Genomic DNA, 20,718 nt, shown 5'->3' on the forward strand with positions numbered 1-20,718 from the left:
CCTGAGGCATGCAGGCGGGGTGGGCTGTGGGCGGCTTCAGCGAAAGTCTCCATCATGGATTTGCAGATCGCCTTGCTGCTTGGGCAGGATGGCATTGTCAACGGCGCCATTTATGGCCTGCTGGCGGTAGCCCTGGTGCTCGTTTTTTCCGTTACCCGTGTCATCTTCATACCGCAGGGTGAGTTTGTTTCCTTTGGCGCGCTGACCCTGGCCATGATGCAGGCCAAGCACATGCCATCCACACTCTGGCTGCTGCTGGCGCTGGCCGCTGCGGTGCTGGTGATTGATATTTTTCGCTCCTTTACCGGGCGTGAGGTGAGCTGGCCCGCATCGCTGTTCTGGACCGTTCTGGTGCCTGGGGTGGCGTTCGTGCTGGCCTATGTGCTGCGCCCTTCATCGCTGATGCTGCAGGCCGTCACCACGCTGGCCATCATCACACCCATGGGGCCGCTGATGTACCGGCTGGTGTATCGCCCGCTGGCCAATGCCACGGTGCTCAGCCTGCTCATTGTTTCCGTAGCTATGCACGGCGTACTGGTGGGGCTTGGGTTGTATTTCTTTGGTGCAGAAGGCTCGCGCACACCCGCGTTTTCTGAGGCATCTTTCCAACTGGGTGACATTCCTGTTTCGGGGCAGTCGCTGGTTGTTGTGGGTGTTGCCATCGTGCTGGTGTTGGCGCTGTTTGTGTTCTTTGGCCGCTCCATGGTGGGCAAGGCGCTGCGTGCCACTGCCATCAACCGTGTGGGGGCGCGCCTGATGGGAATTCCCACAGGTCTGGCTGGGGATGTGAGCTTTGCACTGGCCGCGCTGATCGGCGCTATTTCGGGCCTGCTGATTGCGCCTATCACCACGGTGTATTACGACACCGGCTTTCTGATCGGACTCAAAGGCTTTGTGGCCGCGATTGTGGGCGGTCTGGCCAGCTACCCGCTGGCGTTGGCGGGCGCCATTCTGGTGGGCATGCTTGAGGCGTTTTCCTCCTTCTGGGCCAGTGCATACAAGGAAGTGCTGGTCTTCACCCTGATCATCCCGGTGCTGTGGTGGCGCTCGCGTAACAGCCATCATGTGGAGGAAGAAGAATGAGCTCGCCCCTGCCTTCTCAAACTGCGGCTTCTCAGCCTGCCTCCATTGCGGCGGTGCAGCAAGGTCGCCAGGGCCTGATCAGCGCCCGTGTGCTGACGCTGATTGCCCTTGTTCTGCTGGCCGTTTCCTGGAATTTTCTGCCCGACTTCACCGTGGTGGTGTTGTGCTACATCGGCCTTTACTCCATGGTGGCTCTGGGCCTAGTGATGCTGACGGGCGTGGGCGGCATGACTTCGTTTGGTCAGGCGGCCTTTGTGGGCGTGGGAGCCTACGCCACGGCCTGGGTCTGCACATCGCCTGTGGCAGCGAACGCCTTGGGCGGCATCTTCGGGGCTCAGGCTCTGCCCTGGCTGGGCTTGCTGCTGGGCTTTGTCATCACCTTCATCGTGGCCTGGGTGCTGGGCTCTGTCACGGTGAAGCTGCAGGGCCACTATCTGCCGCTGTGCACGATTGCCTGGGGCCTGAGTCTGTACTACCTGTTCGGTAATATGGAGTTTCTGGGCGGCCAGACCGGCCTGACCGGCATTCCTGCCATCAAGGTCGCGGGGCTTGATCTGTCTTCGTCGCGCACGATTGGTGTGGTGATCTGGGTGGTGATGCTGCTGGCCATGTGGCTGCTCTACAACCTGCTGGATTCGCGGGAAGGCCGGGCGATTCGCTCGCTCAAGGGCGGCCAGGTCATGGCGGAATCCATGGGCGTCAATACCGCGCGCTACCGCGTCAAGCTCTTTGTGTTGGCGGCCCTGCTGGCCACGCTGTCGGGCTGGCTGTATGCGCATATGCAGCGCTTTGTCAGCCCTGCGCCGTTCAACCTGAACATCGGTATCGAATACCTGTTCATGGCCGTGGTGGGCGGTGCAGGCCACCTGTGGGGCGCCGTGCTGGGGGCCACCATCATTACCTTGCTCAAGGAAAAGCTGCAGGACATCTTGCCTGCGCTGCTGGGCAGCAATGGCAACTTTGAAACCATTGTGTTTGGCCTGCTGATGGTGCTGGTGCTGCAGCGTTTTGCCGAAGGACTGTGGCCCACGCTGCAGCGGCTGACTGCTGGCGTGATTCGCAAGCCGGAAAAAAAGGTGCAGGCCGAACCCACGGCGCTGGATCAGCGCGCTTTGCCCGCCGTTGATACGGTGCTATTGAAGGCAGAGCATGTGACCAAGCGCTTTGGCGGGCTGGTGGCCAATAACGATGTATCCATGTTCTTGAAGGCGGGCGAGGTTCACGCCTTGATCGGCCCCAACGGTGCTGGCAAGAGCACGTTCTTCAACATGATCTCGGGTGTGGATTCACCGACCGAAGGCAAGGTGCAGCTCATGGGCCAGGTCATGGGCGATGCCCCGTCGCGTCAGTTCGCGGCGCTGGGGCTGGGTCGTACCTTCCAGCATGTGCGCTTGCTGGGCCAGCGCAGTGTTCTGGAGAACGTGGCGCTGGGCGCGCACCGGCGTGCCCACAAAGGCTGGCTGGCGTCCATGCTGCGCATGGATCGTGGCGAAGAGGCCGCTTTGCTGGCCGAGGCGCGCAAGCAGATCGAGCGCTGCGGTCTGGGCCCTTATGCCGACGTGCCCGCTGCCTCTTTGGCGCTGGGCCAGCAACGTATTGTTGAAATTGCGCGTGCTCTGGCAGGCCAGCCTGCCGCCTTACTGCTGGATGAGCCTGCGGCTGGTCTGCGTCACCTGGAAAAACAGGCTCTGGCCGATTTGCTGCGCCAGTTGCGTGCCGAGGGCCTGGGCATTCTGGTGGTGGAGCACGATATGGAATTTGTGATGAACTTGGCAGACCGCATTACGGTGCTGGAGTTTGGCACAGTGATTGCCGAAGGCTCGCCAGCCGAGATTCAGACCAATCAGCGCGTGCTGGACGCCTATCTTGGCGGTGCCGATGAGGAGGATGCTGCATGAGCGATAAAGCATTGCTGGAGCTGCGCGGCCTGTGTGTTTCCTATGGGCCGGTGGAAGCCGTGCACCAGGTCAACCTGGGTGTGCAGCCCGGAGAAATCGTCACAGTGATCGGCCCCAATGGCGCGGGCAAGACCACCCTGCTTTCCGCGGCCATGGGCTTGCTGCCCTCCAAGGGCGAAATCTGGCTGGATGGTGAACGCATAGCCAAGCCGTCGGTAGAGGCCATGGTGGCGCGCGGCCTGGGGCTGGTGCCGGAAAAGCGCGAGCTGTTTGGCGAGATGTCGGTGGAAGACAACTTGCTGCTGGGCGGCTTCTCGCTGTGGCGCAAGGGCCAGCGCGACCAGAACGCTCGCATGGAGGAGGTATTTGCCATCTTCCCGCGCCTGAAAGAGCGCAGAGCGCAGATGGCGTCCACGCTCTCGGGCGGCGAGCGGCAGATGCTGGCCATTGGCCGCGCCCTGATGGCCAAACCACGGCTGTTGATGCTTGATGAACCTTCGCTGGGCCTGGCGCCGCTGATCGTCAAGGAAGTGCTGCAGGTGGTGGCCAGCCTGCGCAATCATGGCGTTTCAGTGCTGCTGGTTGAACAGAATGCGCGCGCTGCGCTCAAGGTGGCAGACAGGGCTTTTGTGCTGGAGATGGGGGCCGTCGCGCTCAGCGGCAAGGCCAGCGATCTGCTGGGCGACAAGCGCATCATCGAAACCTATCTGGGCATGGGTAACAAGGCCGCTGTCGAAACGGTCTGAGCCTTTTCAGATGCTTGAAAACGCAGCCTCAGGGCTGCGTTTTGCTTTGTGCATGCCTGTCATGCAAACGTCATTGAAATGACTCGCAGGCTTCATCTGCTTTTTTCACAATAACGGCACGCAGACATACCGTGTGGCACAGGCAGGCCGCCAACTGCGTCTAACACTGAGAGGAAAGCAGAGATGAGGCATCCCGAGGTATTTGATGTGCTGAATAGCCAGTCCATCACCACATCGCAGTCACCACTTTCTCCGCTTTCTTCTCGCTCAAGTCCCACGCACGCCGCAGCGCCCGCTTTGCGCCTGCAGGTGCGCTGGGCTCGCCATCTGGACGAAATTCGCCAGGCACAGCGCTTGCGCTATCAGGTCTTTGCAGAAGAGATGGGCGCAGTGCTGCAGACGCCGGTTGCAGGCCACGATGTGGATGCCTTTGACGACTTCTGCGAACACCTGATGATCTGCGACGAAGAGCGTGATCGTGTCATTGGCACCTACCGTCTATTGACCCCCGCACAGGCGCAGCGTGCAGGTGGTTTGTACAGCGATCAGGAATTTGATCTTGCCCCCATCAACGCCTGGCGCGACAGAACTGTGGAGCTGGGCCGCAGCTGCGTGCATGCGGATCACCGCCAGGGCGGCGTGATTCTGGCGCTGTGGGGCGCTTTGGCTGAATTCATGCAGCGCAACAATCTGGAAGCCATGGTGGGCTGCGCCAGCATTCCCATGCAGTACCCCGGACTGGCCCATGGCGAAGGCCCGGCACGCATCTGGCAGCAACTGCGCCAGACCCACCTGGCCGAGCCCGAGCTGCAAGTGCGCCCGCGTGTGGCTTTGCCGGAAGAGCTGGCTCGCATCAGCCATGTGTCTGCCGATGCACTGAAGGTAGAGCCGCCAGCGCTGATTCAAGGCTATCTGCGTGCCGGTGCGAAGGTGCTGGGTGCGCCAGCCTGGGATAGTGATTTCAATACGGCGGATCTGCCCATCATGATGCGCATGCAGGATCTGCCATCGCGCTACCGCCGCCTGTTTGGGCGCAGCAAGAGCTGATCGTAAACACGTTCTTGGATGCCCAGAAAAAAGCGCCTTGGAATAAGGCGCTTTTCTTTTGTGGTGAGGGTGTTCAGGATGCGTGAGCAGGTTTTTCATCTAGCCCTTCGGCCAGCAGGCCCAGTGCAGACAGGCCCAGGGCCAGCATGACAAAGACATAGGTCGCAGTGGCAATGCCCAGACTCATGCTGTAGGCCCACTGCAAGGCGGTGCAAGCCCAGGCCCACTGGGCATACAGGCTGGTGCACTGGCCGCTGGAAGGCATGTGCACATACCAGGTGACGGCAATCCACATCAGTGCCAGCATGGCAATCACAGTCATCAGCTTGTGATGCCTTGTCTGGTGCATGCTCCACAGCAGAACGCCGGGGATGGCCGCGCCCCAGACAAACATCATCAGCCAGCTCAATGCAGGCGCCTGTGCCAGTGCCTGCTGCAGCCAGTTCATCTTGGGCATTTCGTTGACGAGGCTCAGAACGTCCCAAACAAAGGGAAGAATCAGCCCCGCAATTGCCAGACTGGCCAGACCCAGTGCACGCAGAAACGGATGGCGTCGGGCCGAGGGATGAGAGAGATCGGCATGCATGGCTCACCTCCTGAACGGTTCAGGCGGCCCGCAGGGCTGCTGCGGTAGCGCCTGGGTGGTAGACGAATTCAGTCTAGACCGTTTGCGGCGCCAGTGCCATAGGGGCAGCCTCAGGCTTACATTTGCGCGAGCGCTGTCAGAACCTCAGACTGGCTCAGCAATTCAGACAGCACGACAGGAGGCTTGCCGGGGGCGTACAGCACATAGACGGGCACGCCGCTGCGGCCCAGCGCATGCAGCGCCTGAGTGATGGCAGGGTCCTGGCGCGTCCAGTCAGCGCGCATCAGCTGCACCTTGCGCTGTGCAAAAGCGTCCAGCACCGCAGCATTGCTCAGCGTGGTGCGCTTGTTGACCTGGCAAGTCACGCACCATGCGGCGGTGAAATCGACAAACACGGGCTGGCCTGCAGCTTGCAGAGACTGCACTTTTTCTGCCGACCAGGGCTGCCACAGTTCACTGGATTCAGTGGCCGTTGCGCCAGTTGCCTGGGTGGTAATCAGCGGCATGGCGTAGTAGCCAATACCTGCGGTCAGCAGCACGGCCAAAGTGGTCAGTACGGCGCGGCTTTTGCCGCTCAGGTTCAGCGACCAGATCAGGGCGGCCAGTGCCAGCAGCAGGGCCAGCAGGGCGGCTGCGGCATCCATGCCGCTTTGATGGCCCAGCACCCAGACCAGCCAGACCACGGTGGCGAACATGGGGAAGGCCATGGCATGGCGGAAGGTCTGCATCCACGCGCCGGGGCGGGGCAGCCAGCGCACAACGGCAGGCACAAAAGCCGCCAGCACATAGGGCAGGGCCATGCCCACGCCTAGAGCGGCAAACACGGTCAAAGCCTGTGCTGTGGGCATGTCGATGGCAAAGCCCAGCGATGCGCCCATGAATGGCGCGGTGCAGGGCGATGCAATGGCCACAGCCAGTACACCAGACAGGAAGGAATCCACCACCGGATTGCGTGCCTGTGCACTGGCAAGGCGGCTGGGCAGAATGCTGCCAAACTCAAACAGCCCGGCCAGATTCAGCCCCAGCACGGTGAACAGCGCTGCCAGCAGCGAGACCACGATGGGCGACTGCAGCTGAAAGCCCCAGCCCAGATGCTGGCCAGCGGCGCGCAGACTTAGCAGCAGTGCGCCCAGGGCTATGAAGGAGAGGATGACGCCTGCGGCGTAGGCCAGCCCACCCATGCGCTGGGCGCGCTGGTTCTGGCCGTGACCGGCAAAGCCCAGCACCTTGATGGCCAGCACCGGGAAGACGCAGGGCATGAGGTTGAGGATCAGACCACCGATCAAGCCGCCCAGCAGCGCGGCCCAGAGGCTGGATGCGCTGCTTGCAGGGGGGGCTGCAGGTGCTGCCGCAGCATTTTTGTTGGCCTCCAGCGCAGCGGCCAGTGCGGGCGATACGGTCGCCAGTGCGGCGGCCTTCCATTGACCTTCCACGCTGAGTTCACTGCGCCAGGCAATGGGCTGGCCTTGCGACAGAGCGGCTTCACGCGCCGCAGTGGGCAAAGCGATGACCACAGCCAGTTGCCTGGGCGTTTCACCGCGCATATCGGACAGAGGCAGGCCCTCGGCCACCCAGTCATTGCCATCCCAGCGCTGCTGCCAGTCTTTGCCAGACTCTGCGGCGTGCTTGAAGGTTTCGGCGTTCTCTGGGTAGAACTCCAGCGACTGGCCTTGCAAAGCGGCCGGCAGGCCGGAAATGCGCAGATTGATGCGCTCGTCTCCCTCTGCCGCTTGCACCGTGGCTTTGCCCGTTGCGCTCAGTTGCGTGGGCTGCTGGGCATGGGCCTTGAGAAAGTCGCTGCCATGGGTGGCAGTAGTGCCTTGCACGGGCAGTTGCAGCGTGAATTCGCCGCTTTCGGGAATGCATTCCACGCGGCAGATCAGCCAGTTGGCCGACAGGTGTATTTCAGCCATGCCGCTGGCGGGCGCCTGAAAGTCTGCAGCTACCTTGACGGGCACAGGCAGCAGGATGTCGCCTTCATAGCCATAGTTCACCAGCGGCCCCACGCGCAGTGCATGGGGTGTGGGCCATTCGATGGCACCTGCGCTCAGCCCTGCTGGCAGCTGCCATTGCAAATCAGTGGGCAGGCCAGAATCGCCCGCGTTTTTCCAGTAGGTATGCCAGCCTGGCTCGTGCGTCAGTTTCAGGCCCAGCCACAGCGTTTGCCCAGCGGTCACCCCATCAGGGGCCTGCGCCACCAGTTCTGCACGCACACGAGGCGTCTGAACGACAGAGGCCGGGGCATTGCTGGAGGTTTTAAGGTGAATTTGTGCTCTGGCGCTGGTAGATAAAGCGCTTGCAGCTATCAAAAACAGTGCAAAAAACCACAGCGCAACCGTGCGTGGATGAAGGCGAAGGGGGGTGGAGCGAGACGACATGACCTGTATTGAGAGCGTGAATGCGCAATTTGGTTCCTGCCCGGCACTATGCGCGGGCAAGGTGAAGGCAGCATGAGCAGGGCGGCGATTTCACGGATTACGAATCCACAGTCTTGGCCTGGTTGGCCACGGGGCCAGGCGGCAGGCCTGCTACTTCTGCCGGTATTGCCACGCGGTCGCAGGCGGGCGATTGCTCCAGCAGGGCATCACTGTCCACCGGGGTGGCGCTTTGTGCATCTTCGTCGGGCGGGGTGGCGGCGCTTGCCGGGCCTGAGCTTGTGGGCAGCATATGTGCCTTGCGCCAGTTGCCCCACTGGTAGTACGCCAGAATCATGATGACCGAGACGGCCGAGCTGATGGGAAAACTCCACCAGATGGCATTCACGCCCAGCACCGGCTGCAGCCACTTGGCCGCAGGCACGCGAATGCCCCACATGGCAATGCCCAGAATCAGCATGGGTGCGATCACGGCACCCGTGGAGCGCACAACGCCAGAGAGCACAAAAGTCACGCCAAAGAACAGGAACGAGCCGATGGCGATGTGGTTGAGGTGGCGCGCCACCTCCAGCGAGGCGCTGCCCGTGGGCAGAAACCAGCCCAGCACATGGCGGTCCAGCAGCACGATGAGCACAATCAGGCCGCCCGTCAGCACCACATTGATGAGCATGCCCGCACGTGCCGTGGCGTCCACACGCTTCCACAGGCCTGCGCCCACGTTCTGCGCCGCCATGGACGAGCAAGCCGCGCCAATCGCCATGGCGGGCATCTGCACATAGGTCCACAGCTGCAGCGCCGCGCTATAGGCCGATGAGGTCAGCACGCCAAAGGCGTTGACCATGGAGATCATGGCAATCATGGCCATGGAAATCATCATCAGCTGCACGCCCATGGGCAGGCCTTTGACGATCAGGGTGCGCACAATCGTCCAGTCCGGCTTGAACAGGCCCAGCTGGCGCGGGCCAATCCACAGCGGGTGGCGGCGCTTGTGCAGCCACAGCAGCAGCGCAACAAGGCTCATGGCATTGGCAATCAGCGTGGCCATGGCCGAGCCCTGAATGCCCATGGCGGGCACCGGGCCCCAGCCAAAGATCAGCAGCGGGTTCAGCGCAATATCGAGTACCACCACGATCAGTAAGAACCAGAACGGCGTTCGCGTATCCCCAGAGCCGCGCAAGGCCGCCGTCACAAAGGTGAACATGAACAGCAGCGGAATGGCCAGGAAAATGACCTTGAGGTAGGCCTCGGCCAGCGGCAGCGAGGCCTCGGGCGTGCCCATCCAGCGCATCAGCGTGTGCGACAGCGGCCAGCCCAGCAAGGCCAGCACCAGCGAAATCAGCCCGAAGAAGGTGGCGCTGCTGCCCAGCACGCGCTTGGCCTGGCCGATATTGCGTGCGCCCATGGACTGGGCGATCAGGATGTTGGTGGCCATGCTGACGCCGAACATGGCGCCAATCAGCGCAAACATCACGTTGTTGGCATTGGCGGTGGCGGTCAGCGCCGCTTCGCCCAGGTGGCCGCCCACCCAGACGGCATTGACGGAGCCGTTGAGCGACTGCAGCACATTGCCTGCGAGGATGGGCAGGGCAAAGACCAGCAAGGTACTGGCAATAGGCCCTTGGGTCAGGTCACGGGTTTGCGGCTTGGAAGTCTGGGAGGTGCGGGCTTCGGGCATGCAGCGATTGTGGCGGCTGCTGGCCGTTCTGTGTTGACAGACGGTGACTTCATCGCGAAGAGGCTGCTGCAGCCGCTACGATGACGGATATGAGCAATACCACCTCTTCTGCTGCGCGCTGGCCATCACGCTTCTGGGCCCAGGTCTCGGCCCATGACTTTGCACTGGCGCAGACCAGTGGGCTGGCTGCTGAAACCGTGGCCGTGCTGCCCGTGGGCGCGGTGGAGCAGCATGGCCCGCACCTGCCCATGGGGGTGGATGCCAAGCTGATTGAAGGCGTGGTGGCGCAGGCGCTGCCGCAGCTGCCCGCAGACCTGCCGGTACTGTTTTTGCCGCCGCAGAACATCGGCTTTTCGGTGGAGCACAGCAACTATGCGGGAACGCTGACGCTGACGCCAGCCACGCTGATTGCACTGTGGACAGAGCTGGGTGCCTGTGTGGCGCGCGCGGGCATCAAAAAGCTGCTGCTGCTCAACGGCCACGGCGGTCAGGTCAGCATGATGGATGTGGTGGCGCGAGAGCTGCGCATCAAGCATGGCCTGCTGGTCTATAGCGCCAGCTGGTTCGGGCTGGTGGATGACGCGGCCAACCAGCAGTTTTGCGCGCATGAGCACCGCTTTGGCGTGCATGGCGGCGAAGTGGAAACCTCCATGCTGCTGCATCTGGACCCCGAGACCGTGCATATGGAGCGGGCGCAGAACTTCGCTTCAACCTCAGAGGTGCGCGCAGGCAAATATCATTTCATCGGCAATGGCCGCAGCGCCAAGCTGGGCTGGGCGATCGAGGATTACAACCCCGCCGGAGCCGCTGGCAATGCTGCCGCTGCCACCGCAGAGCGCGGCGAAAAGATGGTGCAGTCTGCGGCGCAAGGGCTGGTTGCGCTGCTGGGGGAGATTCATGATCTGCCGCTGAGTACGGTAGGAAATCAGCCGCAGCCGCTGTAACCAGAGCCAAAAACTGGCGCACTCCAAACTAGAGATGCCGAGCTAGAGCCGCCTCGCGGCGAAGGCATCGTCCCCCTCCGCGAAGCAGAGAGGGGGAAGGCGCAAAGCGCCACAGGGGGAGGCTACTGCTTCGGAATGCGGGCTGTAGTGATCACATCCCCCCAGCGCTTGATTTCCGACTGCAGCAGCTTGGCCGTCTGCTCGGGCGTGCTGGCCTGGGCCTGCACGTTCAGCTCGCGCAGTTTCTTGGCTACCTCGGGGTTGTTCACAGCGGCGTTGATTTCCTGGTTCAGGCGCGCAATCACAGCTGCCGGAGTTTTTGAAGGTGCGGCCAGCGCATTCCAGGAAGACGCCACAAAGCCTTTGACGCCAGATTCTTGCGCCGTGGGCACATTGGGAAGCAGGGGAGAGCGCTTTTCGCCCGTCACCGCCAGCAGGTTCACGGCCTTGGAATTGATCTGGCCCATGATGGGCGTGAGAATTTCCACGGCTGCATCGACTTGCTTGCCGCGCAGCGCGGTCACCACGGCGGGCGTGCCGTTGAAGGGCACGATCTGGGCATCAATGCCTGCAGAGGTCTTGAACAGCTCGGCAGCCAGGTTCTGGGTGCTGCCCACGTTGATGCTGCCCAGGTTCAGCTTGCCGGGGTTGGCCTTGGCGTAGCCAATCAGCTCGCCCAGGTTCTTGAAGGGCGACTTGGCATCGGTGATGACGCCAATGTCAAAGTAGCCCAGCGTGGAAATCGGCGTCAGGTCCTTGACCATGTCAAAGGGCAGGTGGTTGAACAGGTTCACCGTCACCGCGCTGCCGTTGGACATGAGGAACAGCGTGTGGCCGTCCGGTGCAGCCTTGGCCACGGTGTCTGCCGCCACAATGCCGCCCGCACTGGGCTTGTTGTCGATCACCACAGGCTGGCCCAGCTGGGTGGACAGCTGTTGAGCCACCACGCGGGCCGTCACATCGGCCACGCCACCGGCGCCAAAGGGCACAACGATGCGGATGGGGCGGTTGGACAGGCCTTCGGCCATGGCCGAGGTGGAAAAACCTGCGATCAAGGCAGCCCCCGCTGCCACAGTGATCAGGGATTGGATGAATGGGCGACGCTTCATGGTCTGTGTCTCTCGGTAGCGCAAATGTAATCAGCACAGTTTGGCGCAAAACCGGAGGGCGGCACAGCAATCTGCCGCTCTGTCTGCTATGCCAGAACGCGATAGCAGTGCTGCACGAACAGCTCGGGGCGCTCAGTCTGCTGCGGGCAGCGCCACCAGCTCGGTCATGCCCCAGTGGTGCATGGATTCGCGCAGCACCAGCAGGGCTGCAGCGAATTCGGGTGTCTGAACCAGTTGCAGATCATGAAAGCCCGGCTGTAGCGCCTGCCGGGCCAGCGCCGAAAACAGGGCTTCCACGGCTTCGCGGCTGGCGCTTTGCGCATCGGGGTGACCGGTGGCGCACTGAATCAGCTGGGCCACCAGCGCATCCTGACTGGCCAGCGTTTGTACGTCGGGCGGCAGCCAGTGGGTGGCGGGCATGACGGCGTCTTCCACATTGGCAATGGCGTTTTCCAGCGCCAGCGCATTGGGCATGCGGTGGTCAAAGGCTTGCGCCAGCGTGGCAAGGCCAATGGGCAGCAGGCGCTGCGCCGTGCCTGCACACAGGGTCAGCGTGGTTTCACCGAGATGGAGCGTTACTTGGTGCATGCAAGATTTGTAGCAGATTACGCATCTGCATCAAAGGCTTGGCAGTATTTTTATGCCTCAAGCACTGGTAACCCAGCTGCGGTGCTCGTCGGTATCCAGGTGGTTGAGGGTGTTGAAGGTCTGCAGCATCAGCCGCTTGGGGTTGATGGTGAACTCGCTCACGGCGATATTGCGCAGCCGCATATTGAGGGCAATCGTCACCTCGGGCGAGGTGCCCAGCACCTGCCCCACGGCGGTAGAGATAGGGCCGCCGCTGCTGACCAGCAGCACATTCTGGCCGCTGTGCTGGTGGCGTACTTCTTCCAGCACCTGGTGCACGCCGCCTGAAAAGCCTTCCCAGTCGGGCATGCCTTCGGGGCTGATGGTGCCGCCCATCCACTGCGCCAGCGTATCGCACAGCAGGCGAAAGTGGTGGCGGTACAGCTCGGGGGTATCGGGCCTGGGCAGCGGCGCGGGGTGAATGGCGTGCAGCAGCGCTGCGCTGTCATATTCATTGAGGCCGGGGCGGCTTTGCGCGCCGGGCGCGGTGCTTTGCAGGCCTTGCACAATGCCTGCCAGCGTCTGCTGGTGGCGCTTGAGTGTGCCGGTATAGACGGCGTCGAACTTCAGCCCTCGTTCACGCCAGTACTCTCCCAGCCGGACGGCCTGCGCCTGTCCGCGCTCGCTGAGCTGGTCGTAATCATCTGCGCCAAACGAGGCCTGGCCGTGGCGCACAAGGTAGAGGGTTCCCATGGGCGCGATTGTGTTGCGGCGGGTTTGCACGGCGCTGTCATACGGGCGACCAGATGGCGCTTGGGTGACAGCCGCAATTGCCACAGGCCGCGTCTGGTATGTGTGCTGAGCCGGGATCAAGAACGGTTAAGATGATTGAGAGCTATTCGCAAAAACATAAAAACACGCTCCGCTTTCGGTACTGGTTCATGGACTTCTTGCACTCTGGTGGCAAGAGGCCTGCTGGTTCTGAGGCGGAGCGTGTTTTTTTGTGTCTGACTTCATCTTCTGGAGCCTTCCATGTTTCGACGTCCCCTGTTTGCACTGGCCGCCGTTGCCAGCCTGTGCGCTCCTGCGCTGTCCGCTCATGCTGAGGACATCACGCTCTACACCACGCGCGAACCCGCGCTGATTCAGCCGCTGCTGGCGGCCTTCACGGCCCAGACCAAGGTGGGCGTGAAGACGGTTTTCGTCAAGGATGGCCTGCTGGAGCGCGTCAAGGCCGAGGGCGAACGCTCTCCAGCCGACGTGCTGATGACAGTGGATATCGGCAATATGCTGGATCTGGTGGACGGTGGCGTGACCCAGCCGGTCAAGTCCTCGGTGCTGGAAGCGGCCATTCCCGCCCAGCTGCGCGATGCGGGCAACCAGTGGTTTGCGCTGTCCATGCGCGCCCGCGTGCTGTACGCCGAAAAGGACATGAAGCTGGGCGCTTTCCGCTATGAAGACCTGGCTAAGCCCCAGTTCAAGGGCAAGATCTGCAGCCGCGCGGGCCAGCACCCCTACAACACGGCACTGATCGCCGCCATGATTGCCCACGACGGTGAGGCCAAGACCGAGCAGTGGCTCAAGGGCGTCAAGGCCAATCTGGCGCGCAAGGCCACAGGCGGCGACCGCGATGTGGCGCGCGACATTCTGGGCGGCATCTGCGATGTGGGCCTGGGCAACACCTACTACGTGGGCCACATGAAGGCTGCCAAGGAAGGCACGGACGCCCGCAAGTGGGGCGATGCCATCAAGGTCATCAAGCCCACGTTTGCGGACCCCAAGAGCGGCACGCACATCAATATCAGCGGTGCATCGGTGGCCAAGCACGCGCCTCACAAGGCCGAAGCCGTGAAGCTGCTGGAGTTTCTGGTGTCCGAATCGGCCCAGAACATGTACGCCCAGGCCAACTACGAGCACCCTGTGCGCAAGGGCGTGGCACTGGACCCCGTGGTGGCCCAGAGCATTGGCGATATCAAGATCGACCCGCTGCCACTGGCTGAGATTGCCAAGCATCGCAAGCAAGCTAGCTTGCTGGTCGACAAAGTAGGCTTTGACAAATAACTGAAGCTCCCCCTGAGGCGCTTTGCGCCTTCCCCCTCTCTCTACGCGCTTCGCGCTGCGGGAGGGGGACGACAGCCTCGGTGCGGGGCGGCCCTTCCTCGCTGTCCCACTCTTTTGGGGCATGCCTGCTTGAGCGCTACGTCCTGAATGTGGCTTCTTGCTGGTGGAATTTGAGTTTGAATGCTGCGTCCTTTTTGGGGACGCAGCTTTTTGGTTTTCTGGCGCGACAGTTCTTCGCAGTTGATGTTTTCCTTTCTTCGTTCAGGGCTGCGGCCCGTCGGTCCTGTGTGGCAGGGCGCAAGCTGGTTGATTGCGCTGGGGGTGTTTGCGCCCATTGCTTCGCTGGTCTGGCTGGCGCTGGGGGCTGATTTTTCGCACTGGCAGGATTTGCTGCGCTATGTGCTGCCCGATGCCGCCGCCAATACAGGCTTGCTGCTGCTGGGCGTGGGGCTGTTGGTGCTGATTGTCGGCACAGGTTGCGCCTGGCTGGTGACGGCGTATGACTTTCCGGGGCGGCGCTGGTTGCACTGGGCGCTGCTGCTGCCGCTGGCCATGCCCGCCTATATCGTGGCCTTTGCCTACCTTGATTTGCTGCACCCTATCGGCCCGGTGCAGGGTGCGCTGCGTTGGCTGCTGGGTTACGACAGCCCGCGCCAGTGGCGGCTGCCTGATTTGCGATCGATGGGCGGCGCCATTTTTGTGCTGGGGTTCACGCTCTACCCCTATGTGTATATGACGGCGCGGGCCATGTTCATGACCCAGCCTGCGCATTTGATGGAAGCGGCCCGCTCGCTGGGCGAAACCCGCTGGGGCGCGTTCTGGCGCGTGGCCCTGCCCATGGCGCGGCCCGCGCTGGTGGTGGGGCTGAGTCTGGCCCTGCTGGAGACGCTCAACGACATTGGCGCCTCCGAATTTCTGGGCGTGCATACGCTCACCGTGTCGATTTACACGACCTGGGTCACGCGTTCTGATCTGGCGGGTGCGGCGCAGATTGCCTGCTCCATGCTGCTGGCTGTGGTGGCCCTGGTCTGGCTGGAGCGCAGAGGCCGCAGCCGCCAGCGCTTTGGCTCGGCCCAGCGCATGCGGGCGATTGAGGCGCACCGCCTGCCCGCCCGCACAGCCTGGCTGGCTACGTTGTTCTGCAGTGTTCCTGTGCTCATTGGCTTTGCCGCCCCAGCCGCCTATCTGGCCTGGGAGAGCGCCAAGCGTTTTGCCCAAGGCACGGGCATCTCAGCGGGCTTGCTCTCCAGCCTGCTCAACACGCTGGGGCTGGCACTGGGCGTGACGGTGATTGCGGTGGTGGCCGGTTTGGTCATCGCCTGGGCCACGCGCACCAGCGTCAGCACGCGTGCGCCTTCGCGCTGGCAGGCGCAGATTGCGGCGCTGGGTTATGCCGTTCCCGGAACGGTGCTGGCCATTGGTCTTTTGACACCCGCGCTGGCGCTGGATGCGGGCCTGGCCCAGTTGTTTGGCGCCGAAGGCCTGCCGCTGATGGGCCTGGGCGTGGTGCTGGTCGTGGCTTGCGTGATTCGCTTTCTGGTCATGCCTGTGGGTGGCATCGAGGCGGGGCTGGCCCGCATACCGCCCACGCTGGAGCAGGCCTCGCGCCTGCTGGGCGAAAGCCGTCTGGGCACGCTGCGCCGCGTGCACCTGCCGCTGCTGCGCCCGGCCATGGCCACCAGCGCCATGCTGGTGTTTGTCGATGCCATGAAGGAGCTGCCCGCCACCTTGCTGCTGCGTCCGGCTGATTTCGACACCCTGGCCACCTGGCTCTATGCCGAAGCCGCACGCGGCACCTATGAAGAAGGCGCGATTGCCGCGCTGTGCATTGTGGTGGCGGGCCTGATTCCCGTCATGCTGCTGGCGCGAACCCAGTTATCGGCGGCGAAATCATGAATTTCAAGAAAAATATCGCTGTAGCCAGCGTAATTCACTGGCTTGTTGCTATGAATTTGGGTGAACTGGCATGACCGCATCCTTGCGAATTGAACAACTGCAACTGGGCTATGACACCCCCAAGGGCCTGCAAACCGTGTTGCGCGGCTTTGATCTGCAGGTGCCTGCTGGCCATATCGCCAGCCTGCTGGGCCCCTCGGGCTGTGGCAAAACTTCGGTGCTGCGTGCCGTTGCGGGCTTTGAGCCTGTGCGCGCGGGCAGCATTCATCTGGGCGAGCGGCTGCTGTCCGGCTCCAAAGTCCATCTGCCGCCCGAGCAGCGCCATGTGGGCATGATGTTTCAGGAGTACGGCCTGTTTCCCCACCTGACTGCAGCCCAGAACGTGGGCTTTGGCCTGCGCCGCAGCAGCAAGCCCGAGCGCGATCAGCGTGTGCAGGAACTGCTGGCTGTGGTGGGCCTGGCCGATTCAGGCAGCAAATTCCCGCATGAGCTGTCCGGTGGCCAGCAGCAGCGCGTGGCGCTGGCCCGGGCCTTGGCGCCGTCTCCGGCCTTGCTGTTGCTGGACGAGCCGTTTTCCAATCTGGACGCCGCCACGCGTGAGCGCCTGACGGCCGAGGTGCGCGACATTCTGCGTGCGGCAGGCCAGACGGCGATTCTGGTCACGCACAACGCGCAAGAGGCCGAAACCATGGCCGACCAGATCTGCCACATGACGCCTGCTGCAAAAAGTTAGCAAGCACTTTTTCCGAGCAGGCGCCCACAGCGCTTTACTGGGGGCAAGTTCGCCACACTTGCGGCGGTATCCACGCGATTCTGTAAAGAACCAAAAAATGCCATGCTACGCTGTCGGCCTTGCTGCGCGGCTTCGCTGTGCGGCGCCCTTACAAACTGCCATGGCGCCCTGCAGGTGCCGGTGCATTGCCCTCATGCCTTCTGGAAGGAATCGTCCCGTGTCCACCTCTGCCACCCAGTTCAAGCTGACTGCCTCGAACCACCCACGCAGCGCCGAAGCGCGCGCCAAGATTCTCGAAAAGCCAGGTTTTGGCCTGCACTTTACCGACCACATGGTGGCCGTGCGCTGGGAAAAGGACGCCGGCTGGCATGACGCCGAAGTGATGCCCTATGGCCCCATCTCGCTGGACCCCGCCGCTGCCGTGCTGCACTACGGCCAGGAAATTTTTGAAGGCATCAAGGCCTACCGCCACGCCGATGGCTCCATCTGGACCTTCCGCCCCACGGCCAATGCCCAGCGCATGCAGCGCTCGGCCAAGCGTCTGGCTCTGCCTGAGCTGCCCGTGGATCTGTTTGTCGAGTCGCTCAAGCAGATCATTGCCGTGGACAAGGACTGGGTGCCCGGCGGCGAAGAAGCCAGCCTGTACCTGCGCCCCTTCATCATTGGCGACGAAGTGTTCCTGGGCGTGCGCAGCGCGCACAAGGCCAGCTACTACGTGATTGCCAGCCCTGCAGGCCCCTACTTTGCCAAGGGCGTGGCGCCCGTGGCCATCTGGCTGTCCACCGACTTTGCCCGCGCTGCCAAGGGCGGCACAGGCGCTGCCAAGTGCGGCGGCAACTACGCTGCATCGTTGCTGCCCCAGGAGCAAGCCTACGAAAACGGCTGCTCGCAAGTGCTGTTCCTCGACCCTGCCGAGGGTAAGTACCTGGAAGAGCTGGGCGGCATGAACGTGTTCCTGGTCTATGGCAAGGAAAACAAGCTGGTCACCCCCGCGCTGTCGGGCAGCATTCTGGAAGGCATCACCCGCGACTCCATCCTGCAACTGGCGCGCGATCGCGGCATGATCGTGGAAGAGCGCAAGGTTTCTGCCGATGAGTGGAAGCAAGGCGTGGCCAGCGGCGACATCACCGAGGTGTTTGCCTGCGGCACGGCTGCCGTTATCACCCCCATCGGCCAGCTCAAGGGCAAGGATTTCTCCGTGGGCGACATCAACGCGCCTGCTGGCGAAGTCACCCTGGCGCTGCGCAAGGAACTGACCGACATCCAGTACGGCCGTGCTGCTGACCGCCACGGCTGGCTGGTGCGTCTGGACGCTTAATCAGCTTCAAGGTTTAAAAAAGCCAGACATCCTTTCGGGTGTCTGGCTTTTTTCTTGGGCGAGCGCTGATGTGGGGGGCTCAGAGCAACACCGAGCCGCTGACCACGGTGACGGTATGGCCGCCCACCCAGAGCTTGCCATTGCTGCCGGTTTGCACATGCACCTGCCCGTCGCGGCCCACGCACACGCCCTGGGCGGCGATATAAGGCGTTTGCAGCAGGCCTTCGCCCGTCAGCCACTGGGCCAGCGCGGCGTTGAGGCTGCCAGTCACCGGGTCTTCGCTGGCAGTCTCACCAATCAGGGCACGGACTTCAAGCCGTGGCTGTGTTGACGATACCTTTTTCTGCGCCGCTTCTTCTGCCTGCTTGGCAAAGGCGCGGGCTTCTCGGCTGGAGCGGCCAATCAGCGGTGCATCGTCTTCCGCTTCATAGATGGCAGCCAGACCAGCCTTGGCATCCAGCTTCTTGAGTGCTGCAAAGTCGGGCTCCACGCCCAGCACGGTATCGGGTTCGTCCAGCAGCAGGCCCAGCCAGGGCGAGCCGTTATAGAGGCGGCGGGCCATCAGCAACTGCTCTCGCGCTAGGCCCAGCGCCTGCAGCATGGGGGGCAGTTCTTCTTCAGATACTTCTTGCAAGTCCAGCGAGGGTGCTTCGAAAAAAAGAGCGCCTTGCGCATTCGCCGTAATGGGTACAAGCCCTTTTTTGCACTCCTGCAGCACTTGATCGGGGTTGTGCGGCTGGCCGCCCTGGGCCAGCCAGGCATGGCAACTGCCCAGCGTGGGGTGACCAGCAAAAGCCAGCTCGCCCGCAGGCGTGAAGATGCGCAGCAGATAGTCGGCACCTGCGGCCAGACCTTGGGCGCTGGGCTGCATCACAAAAGTGGTTTCCGACAGATTGGTCCAGCACGCAAAAGCCTGCATTTGCGCATCGCTCAGTCCATCGGCATTCAGTACCACGGCCACGGGGTTGCCGAGCAGCGCGGTTTGCGTGAATACGTCCACAGTCATGGTGGGACGGGTGAGGGGGCAGGTGGCGGCGTGGGCAGACATGGGCAGCGATTGTCGGCAAAAAGAAAAACCGGCGCTGCACGGTGGTTCCGCGCAGCGCCGGTTGATGGAGCATGCCGCCGGGCCATCACCTATCAGGGACAGCGAGCAAGGGCCGCCCCTATGCTTAGGCTGTCGTCCCCCTCCCGAAGAGAGAGGGGTAAGGCGGGGCCGCCTAGGCGCGTGAGCGCCGCAGGGGGAGCCTTCAGATCACAAGCAGGCTTTGATCGCGTCTGCGAGTGCCTTGATGCCAAGATTGATCTGCTCAGCAGACACCGTCACATACGACAGGCGCAGCGTGTTGACCTGCGCATCGCCTGCATAGAAGGGTGCACCAGGCACAAAAGCCATATTGCGCTCCACGGCCTTGGCCAGCAGGGTCTGAGCGTCCATGCCTGCAGGCAGCTTGACCCACAGGAACATGCCGCCCACGGGGCGGGTCCACTGCACATCCAGACCGGCCATTTCGCGTTCCAGCGCCATCAGCATCACGTCGCGCTGGGCCTTGTACATGGCGCGGATGGTGGGTACGTGGCGGTCCAGGAAACCGTCTTTGATGACTTCGGCCACCACGCGCTGGTTGAAGCTGGGGGTGTGCAGATCGGCGGCCTGCTTGGCTTGCGTGAGCTTGCCGTAGACCGACTTGGGCGCCACGATAAAACCAATGCGCAGGCCGGGGGCCAGCACCTTGGAGAACGAACCCATGTAGATCACGCCCTCGGGGTTGCGTGCAGCCAGCGGCAGCGGGGGCTGCTCTTCGTACCAGAGGTCGCCGTAGGGGTTGTCTTCAATCAGCGGAATGTCCAGCGCTTTGGCCTTTTCCACCAGCGCCTGACGGCGGGCTTCGCTCATGGTGCGGCCCGTGGGGTTCTGGAAGTTGGGCAGCACATAGGCCAGGCGGGCTTTGTCAGCGCCGCTGCCTGCTTGCTTTTCGAAGTCGGCAATCAACATGCCTTCGTCATCGCTGTCCACACCAACGGGCACAGGCTCCATGGGGGCGAAGGCTTGCAACGCACCCAGATAGGTGGGTTTTTCCACCAGCAGGCGGCTGTCTTTATCCAGAAACACTTTGCCGATCAGGTCCAGCGCCTGCTGGCTGCCGGTGGTGATGAGGATTTGTTCGGGATCGACGCTCCAGGGCAGAAAATCGGCAATCGCCTGACGCAGCGGGGCAAAACCTTCGGTGGTGGAGTATTGCAGGGCAGCCGCGCCATCACGCTGCATGACGGACTGGCAGGCGGCGGTGAACACATCCAGCGGAAAGGCTTTGGGGGAGGGCAGACCACCGGCCATGCTGATGATGCCGGGGCGGTCAGTCAGCTTGAGGATTTCTCGGATGGCGGAGGAGTTCATCTTGGCAGCGCGTTCTGCCAGCGTCCAGCTTGTCATAAACAGGTCTCAATCTCTAGGTTGCCAGCCCCTCAGGGGCGCTGGCCAATATGGGTGTTGATGCCGTGGCCGCAGCTTGAAGGGCGCAACGCAAAAGCGTCGTCACCATGCACCAGCATGCGGTCTTGTTCTGTCGTGGCCCGCTCGCTGGTGTGGGCGGGCAATGGCATGGGGTTTGGTCTGCTGCCGGTCAGGCGCCAGACCATGGCCTTAGCCCTGTGTACAAGGCGGCCAATGGGAGTGATG

At 62.6% G+C, this 20,718-nt stretch carries 18 protein-coding genes; 9 read left to right on the forward strand and 9 right to left on the reverse strand.

Annotated features, from left to right (window positions below):
- The first annotated feature begins 54 nt into the window (after positions 1-54).
- The 4 genes from JDW18_RS02175 (at position 55) to JDW18_RS02190 (ending at position 4,774) form a co-directional block, all read left to right on the forward strand.
- Positions 55-1,083, forward strand: coding sequence for a branched-chain amino acid ABC transporter permease (locus JDW18_RS02175; RefSeq protein WP_218242131.1), 1,029 nt, complete (start codon positions 55-57; stop codon positions 1,081-1,083).
- Positions 1,080-2,981, forward strand: a complete 1,902-nt coding sequence (locus JDW18_RS02180) for a branched-chain amino acid ABC transporter ATP-binding protein/permease (protein ID WP_218242132.1) — start codon at positions 1,080-1,082, stop codon at positions 2,979-2,981. Before JDW18_RS02175 ends, JDW18_RS02180 begins: the two co-directional genes overlap by 4 nt.
- The gene (locus tag JDW18_RS02185) at positions 2,978-3,727 is read left to right on the forward strand and encodes an ABC transporter ATP-binding protein (RefSeq protein WP_218242133.1); all 750 of its coding nucleotides are present in this window, start codon (positions 2,978-2,980) and stop codon (positions 3,725-3,727) included. Before JDW18_RS02180 ends, JDW18_RS02185 begins: the two co-directional genes overlap by 4 nt.
- Positions 3,728-3,910: 183 nt before the next feature.
- Positions 3,911-4,774: a GNAT family N-acetyltransferase gene (locus JDW18_RS02190; protein WP_218242134.1), complete on the forward strand. Its 864-nt coding sequence runs from the start codon at positions 3,911-3,913 to the stop codon at positions 4,772-4,774.
- Between the two features lie 73 nt (positions 4,775-4,847).
- Here JDW18_RS02190 and JDW18_RS02195 read toward each other — a convergent pair whose 3' ends face one another.
- The 3 genes from JDW18_RS02195 to JDW18_RS02205 form a co-directional block, all read right to left on the reverse strand.
- A complete protein-coding gene (locus JDW18_RS02195; protein ID WP_218242135.1) occupies positions 4,848-5,360 on the reverse strand; it encodes a hypothetical protein in 513 nt (170 codons plus the stop codon).
- Positions 5,361-5,476: 116 nt separating this feature from the next.
- Positions 5,477-7,738, reverse strand: coding sequence for a protein-disulfide reductase DsbD family protein (locus JDW18_RS02200; RefSeq protein ID WP_218242136.1), 2,262 nt, complete (start codon positions 7,736-7,738; stop codon positions 5,477-5,479).
- Between the two features lie 97 nt (positions 7,739-7,835).
- Positions 7,836-9,410 (reverse strand): MATE family efflux transporter, encoded by a 1,575-nt coding sequence (locus JDW18_RS02205; RefSeq protein WP_218242137.1) that lies wholly within the window; start codon positions 9,408-9,410, stop codon positions 7,836-7,838.
- An 80-nt stretch (positions 9,411-9,490) separates the two neighbouring features.
- Here JDW18_RS02205 and JDW18_RS02210 point away from each other — a divergent pair, with 80 nt between their 5' ends.
- The gene (locus JDW18_RS02210; protein WP_218242138.1) at positions 9,491-10,354 is read left to right on the forward strand and encodes a creatininase family protein; all 864 of its coding nucleotides are present in this window, start codon (positions 9,491-9,493) and stop codon (positions 10,352-10,354) included.
- A 122-nt stretch (positions 10,355-10,476) separates the two neighbouring features.
- Here the strand turns inward: JDW18_RS02210 and JDW18_RS02215 are convergent, their stop codons facing one another.
- From JDW18_RS02215 to JDW18_RS02225, 3 genes are all read right to left on the reverse strand, one after another.
- A complete protein-coding gene (locus JDW18_RS02215; protein WP_218242139.1) occupies positions 10,477-11,463 on the reverse strand; it encodes a Bug family tripartite tricarboxylate transporter substrate binding protein in 987 nt (328 codons plus the stop codon).
- A gap of 132 nt (positions 11,464-11,595) precedes the next feature.
- Positions 11,596-12,051 (reverse strand): hypothetical protein, encoded by a 456-nt coding sequence (locus tag JDW18_RS02220; RefSeq protein ID WP_218242140.1) that lies wholly within the window; start codon positions 12,049-12,051, stop codon positions 11,596-11,598.
- Between the two features lie 57 nt (positions 12,052-12,108).
- A complete protein-coding gene (locus JDW18_RS02225) occupies positions 12,109-12,783 on the reverse strand; it encodes a histidine phosphatase family protein (protein WP_218242141.1) in 675 nt (224 codons plus the stop codon).
- 279 nt (positions 12,784-13,062) lie between these two features.
- On the opposite strand from JDW18_RS02225, the gene JDW18_RS02230 reads away from it, so the two are divergent.
- The 4 genes from JDW18_RS02230 (at position 13,063) to JDW18_RS02245 (ending at position 18,038) form a co-directional block, all read left to right on the forward strand.
- Positions 13,063-14,091: an extracellular solute-binding protein gene (locus JDW18_RS02230; protein ID WP_218242142.1), complete on the forward strand. Its 1,029-nt coding sequence runs from the start codon at positions 13,063-13,065 to the stop codon at positions 14,089-14,091.
- A gap of 243 nt (positions 14,092-14,334) precedes the next feature.
- A complete protein-coding gene (locus tag JDW18_RS02235) occupies positions 14,335-15,987 on the forward strand; it encodes an ABC transporter permease (RefSeq protein ID WP_218242143.1) in 1,653 nt (550 codons plus the stop codon).
- Positions 15,988-16,057: 70 nt separating this feature from the next.
- Entirely contained in the window at positions 16,058-16,720 is a 663-nt protein-coding gene (locus tag JDW18_RS02240; protein WP_218242144.1) for an ABC transporter ATP-binding protein, read from the forward strand.
- A gap of 217 nt (positions 16,721-16,937) precedes the next feature.
- Positions 16,938-18,038 (forward strand): branched-chain amino acid aminotransferase, encoded by a 1,101-nt coding sequence (locus JDW18_RS02245; protein WP_246610224.1) that lies wholly within the window; start codon positions 16,938-16,940, stop codon positions 18,036-18,038.
- Positions 18,039-18,117: 79 nt separating this feature from the next.
- Here JDW18_RS02245 and JDW18_RS02250 read toward each other — a convergent pair whose 3' ends face one another.
- The 3 genes from JDW18_RS02250 to JDW18_RS02260 all read right to left on the reverse strand — a co-directional run bounded on the left by JDW18_RS02250 (position 18,118) and on the right by JDW18_RS02260 (position 20,642).
- Complete coding sequence (locus JDW18_RS02250) at positions 18,118-19,044, reverse strand: PhzF family phenazine biosynthesis protein (RefSeq protein WP_218243747.1); 927 nt, start codon at positions 19,042-19,044, stop codon at positions 18,118-18,120.
- Between the two features lie 249 nt (positions 19,045-19,293).
- The gene (locus JDW18_RS02255; RefSeq protein ID WP_218242146.1) at positions 19,294-20,472 is read right to left on the reverse strand and encodes an aminotransferase-like domain-containing protein; all 1,179 of its coding nucleotides are present in this window, start codon (positions 20,470-20,472) and stop codon (positions 19,294-19,296) included.
- A gap of 32 nt (positions 20,473-20,504) precedes the next feature.
- Complete coding sequence (locus JDW18_RS02260) at positions 20,505-20,642, reverse strand: hypothetical protein (RefSeq protein ID WP_218242147.1); 138 nt, start codon at positions 20,640-20,642, stop codon at positions 20,505-20,507.
- Positions 20,643-20,718 lie beyond the last annotated feature (76 nt).

The organism is Comamonas fluminis (genome assembly GCF_019186805.1).
GTDB classification, from domain to species: Bacteria; Pseudomonadota; Gammaproteobacteria; order Burkholderiales; family Burkholderiaceae_C; genus Comamonas; species Comamonas fluminis.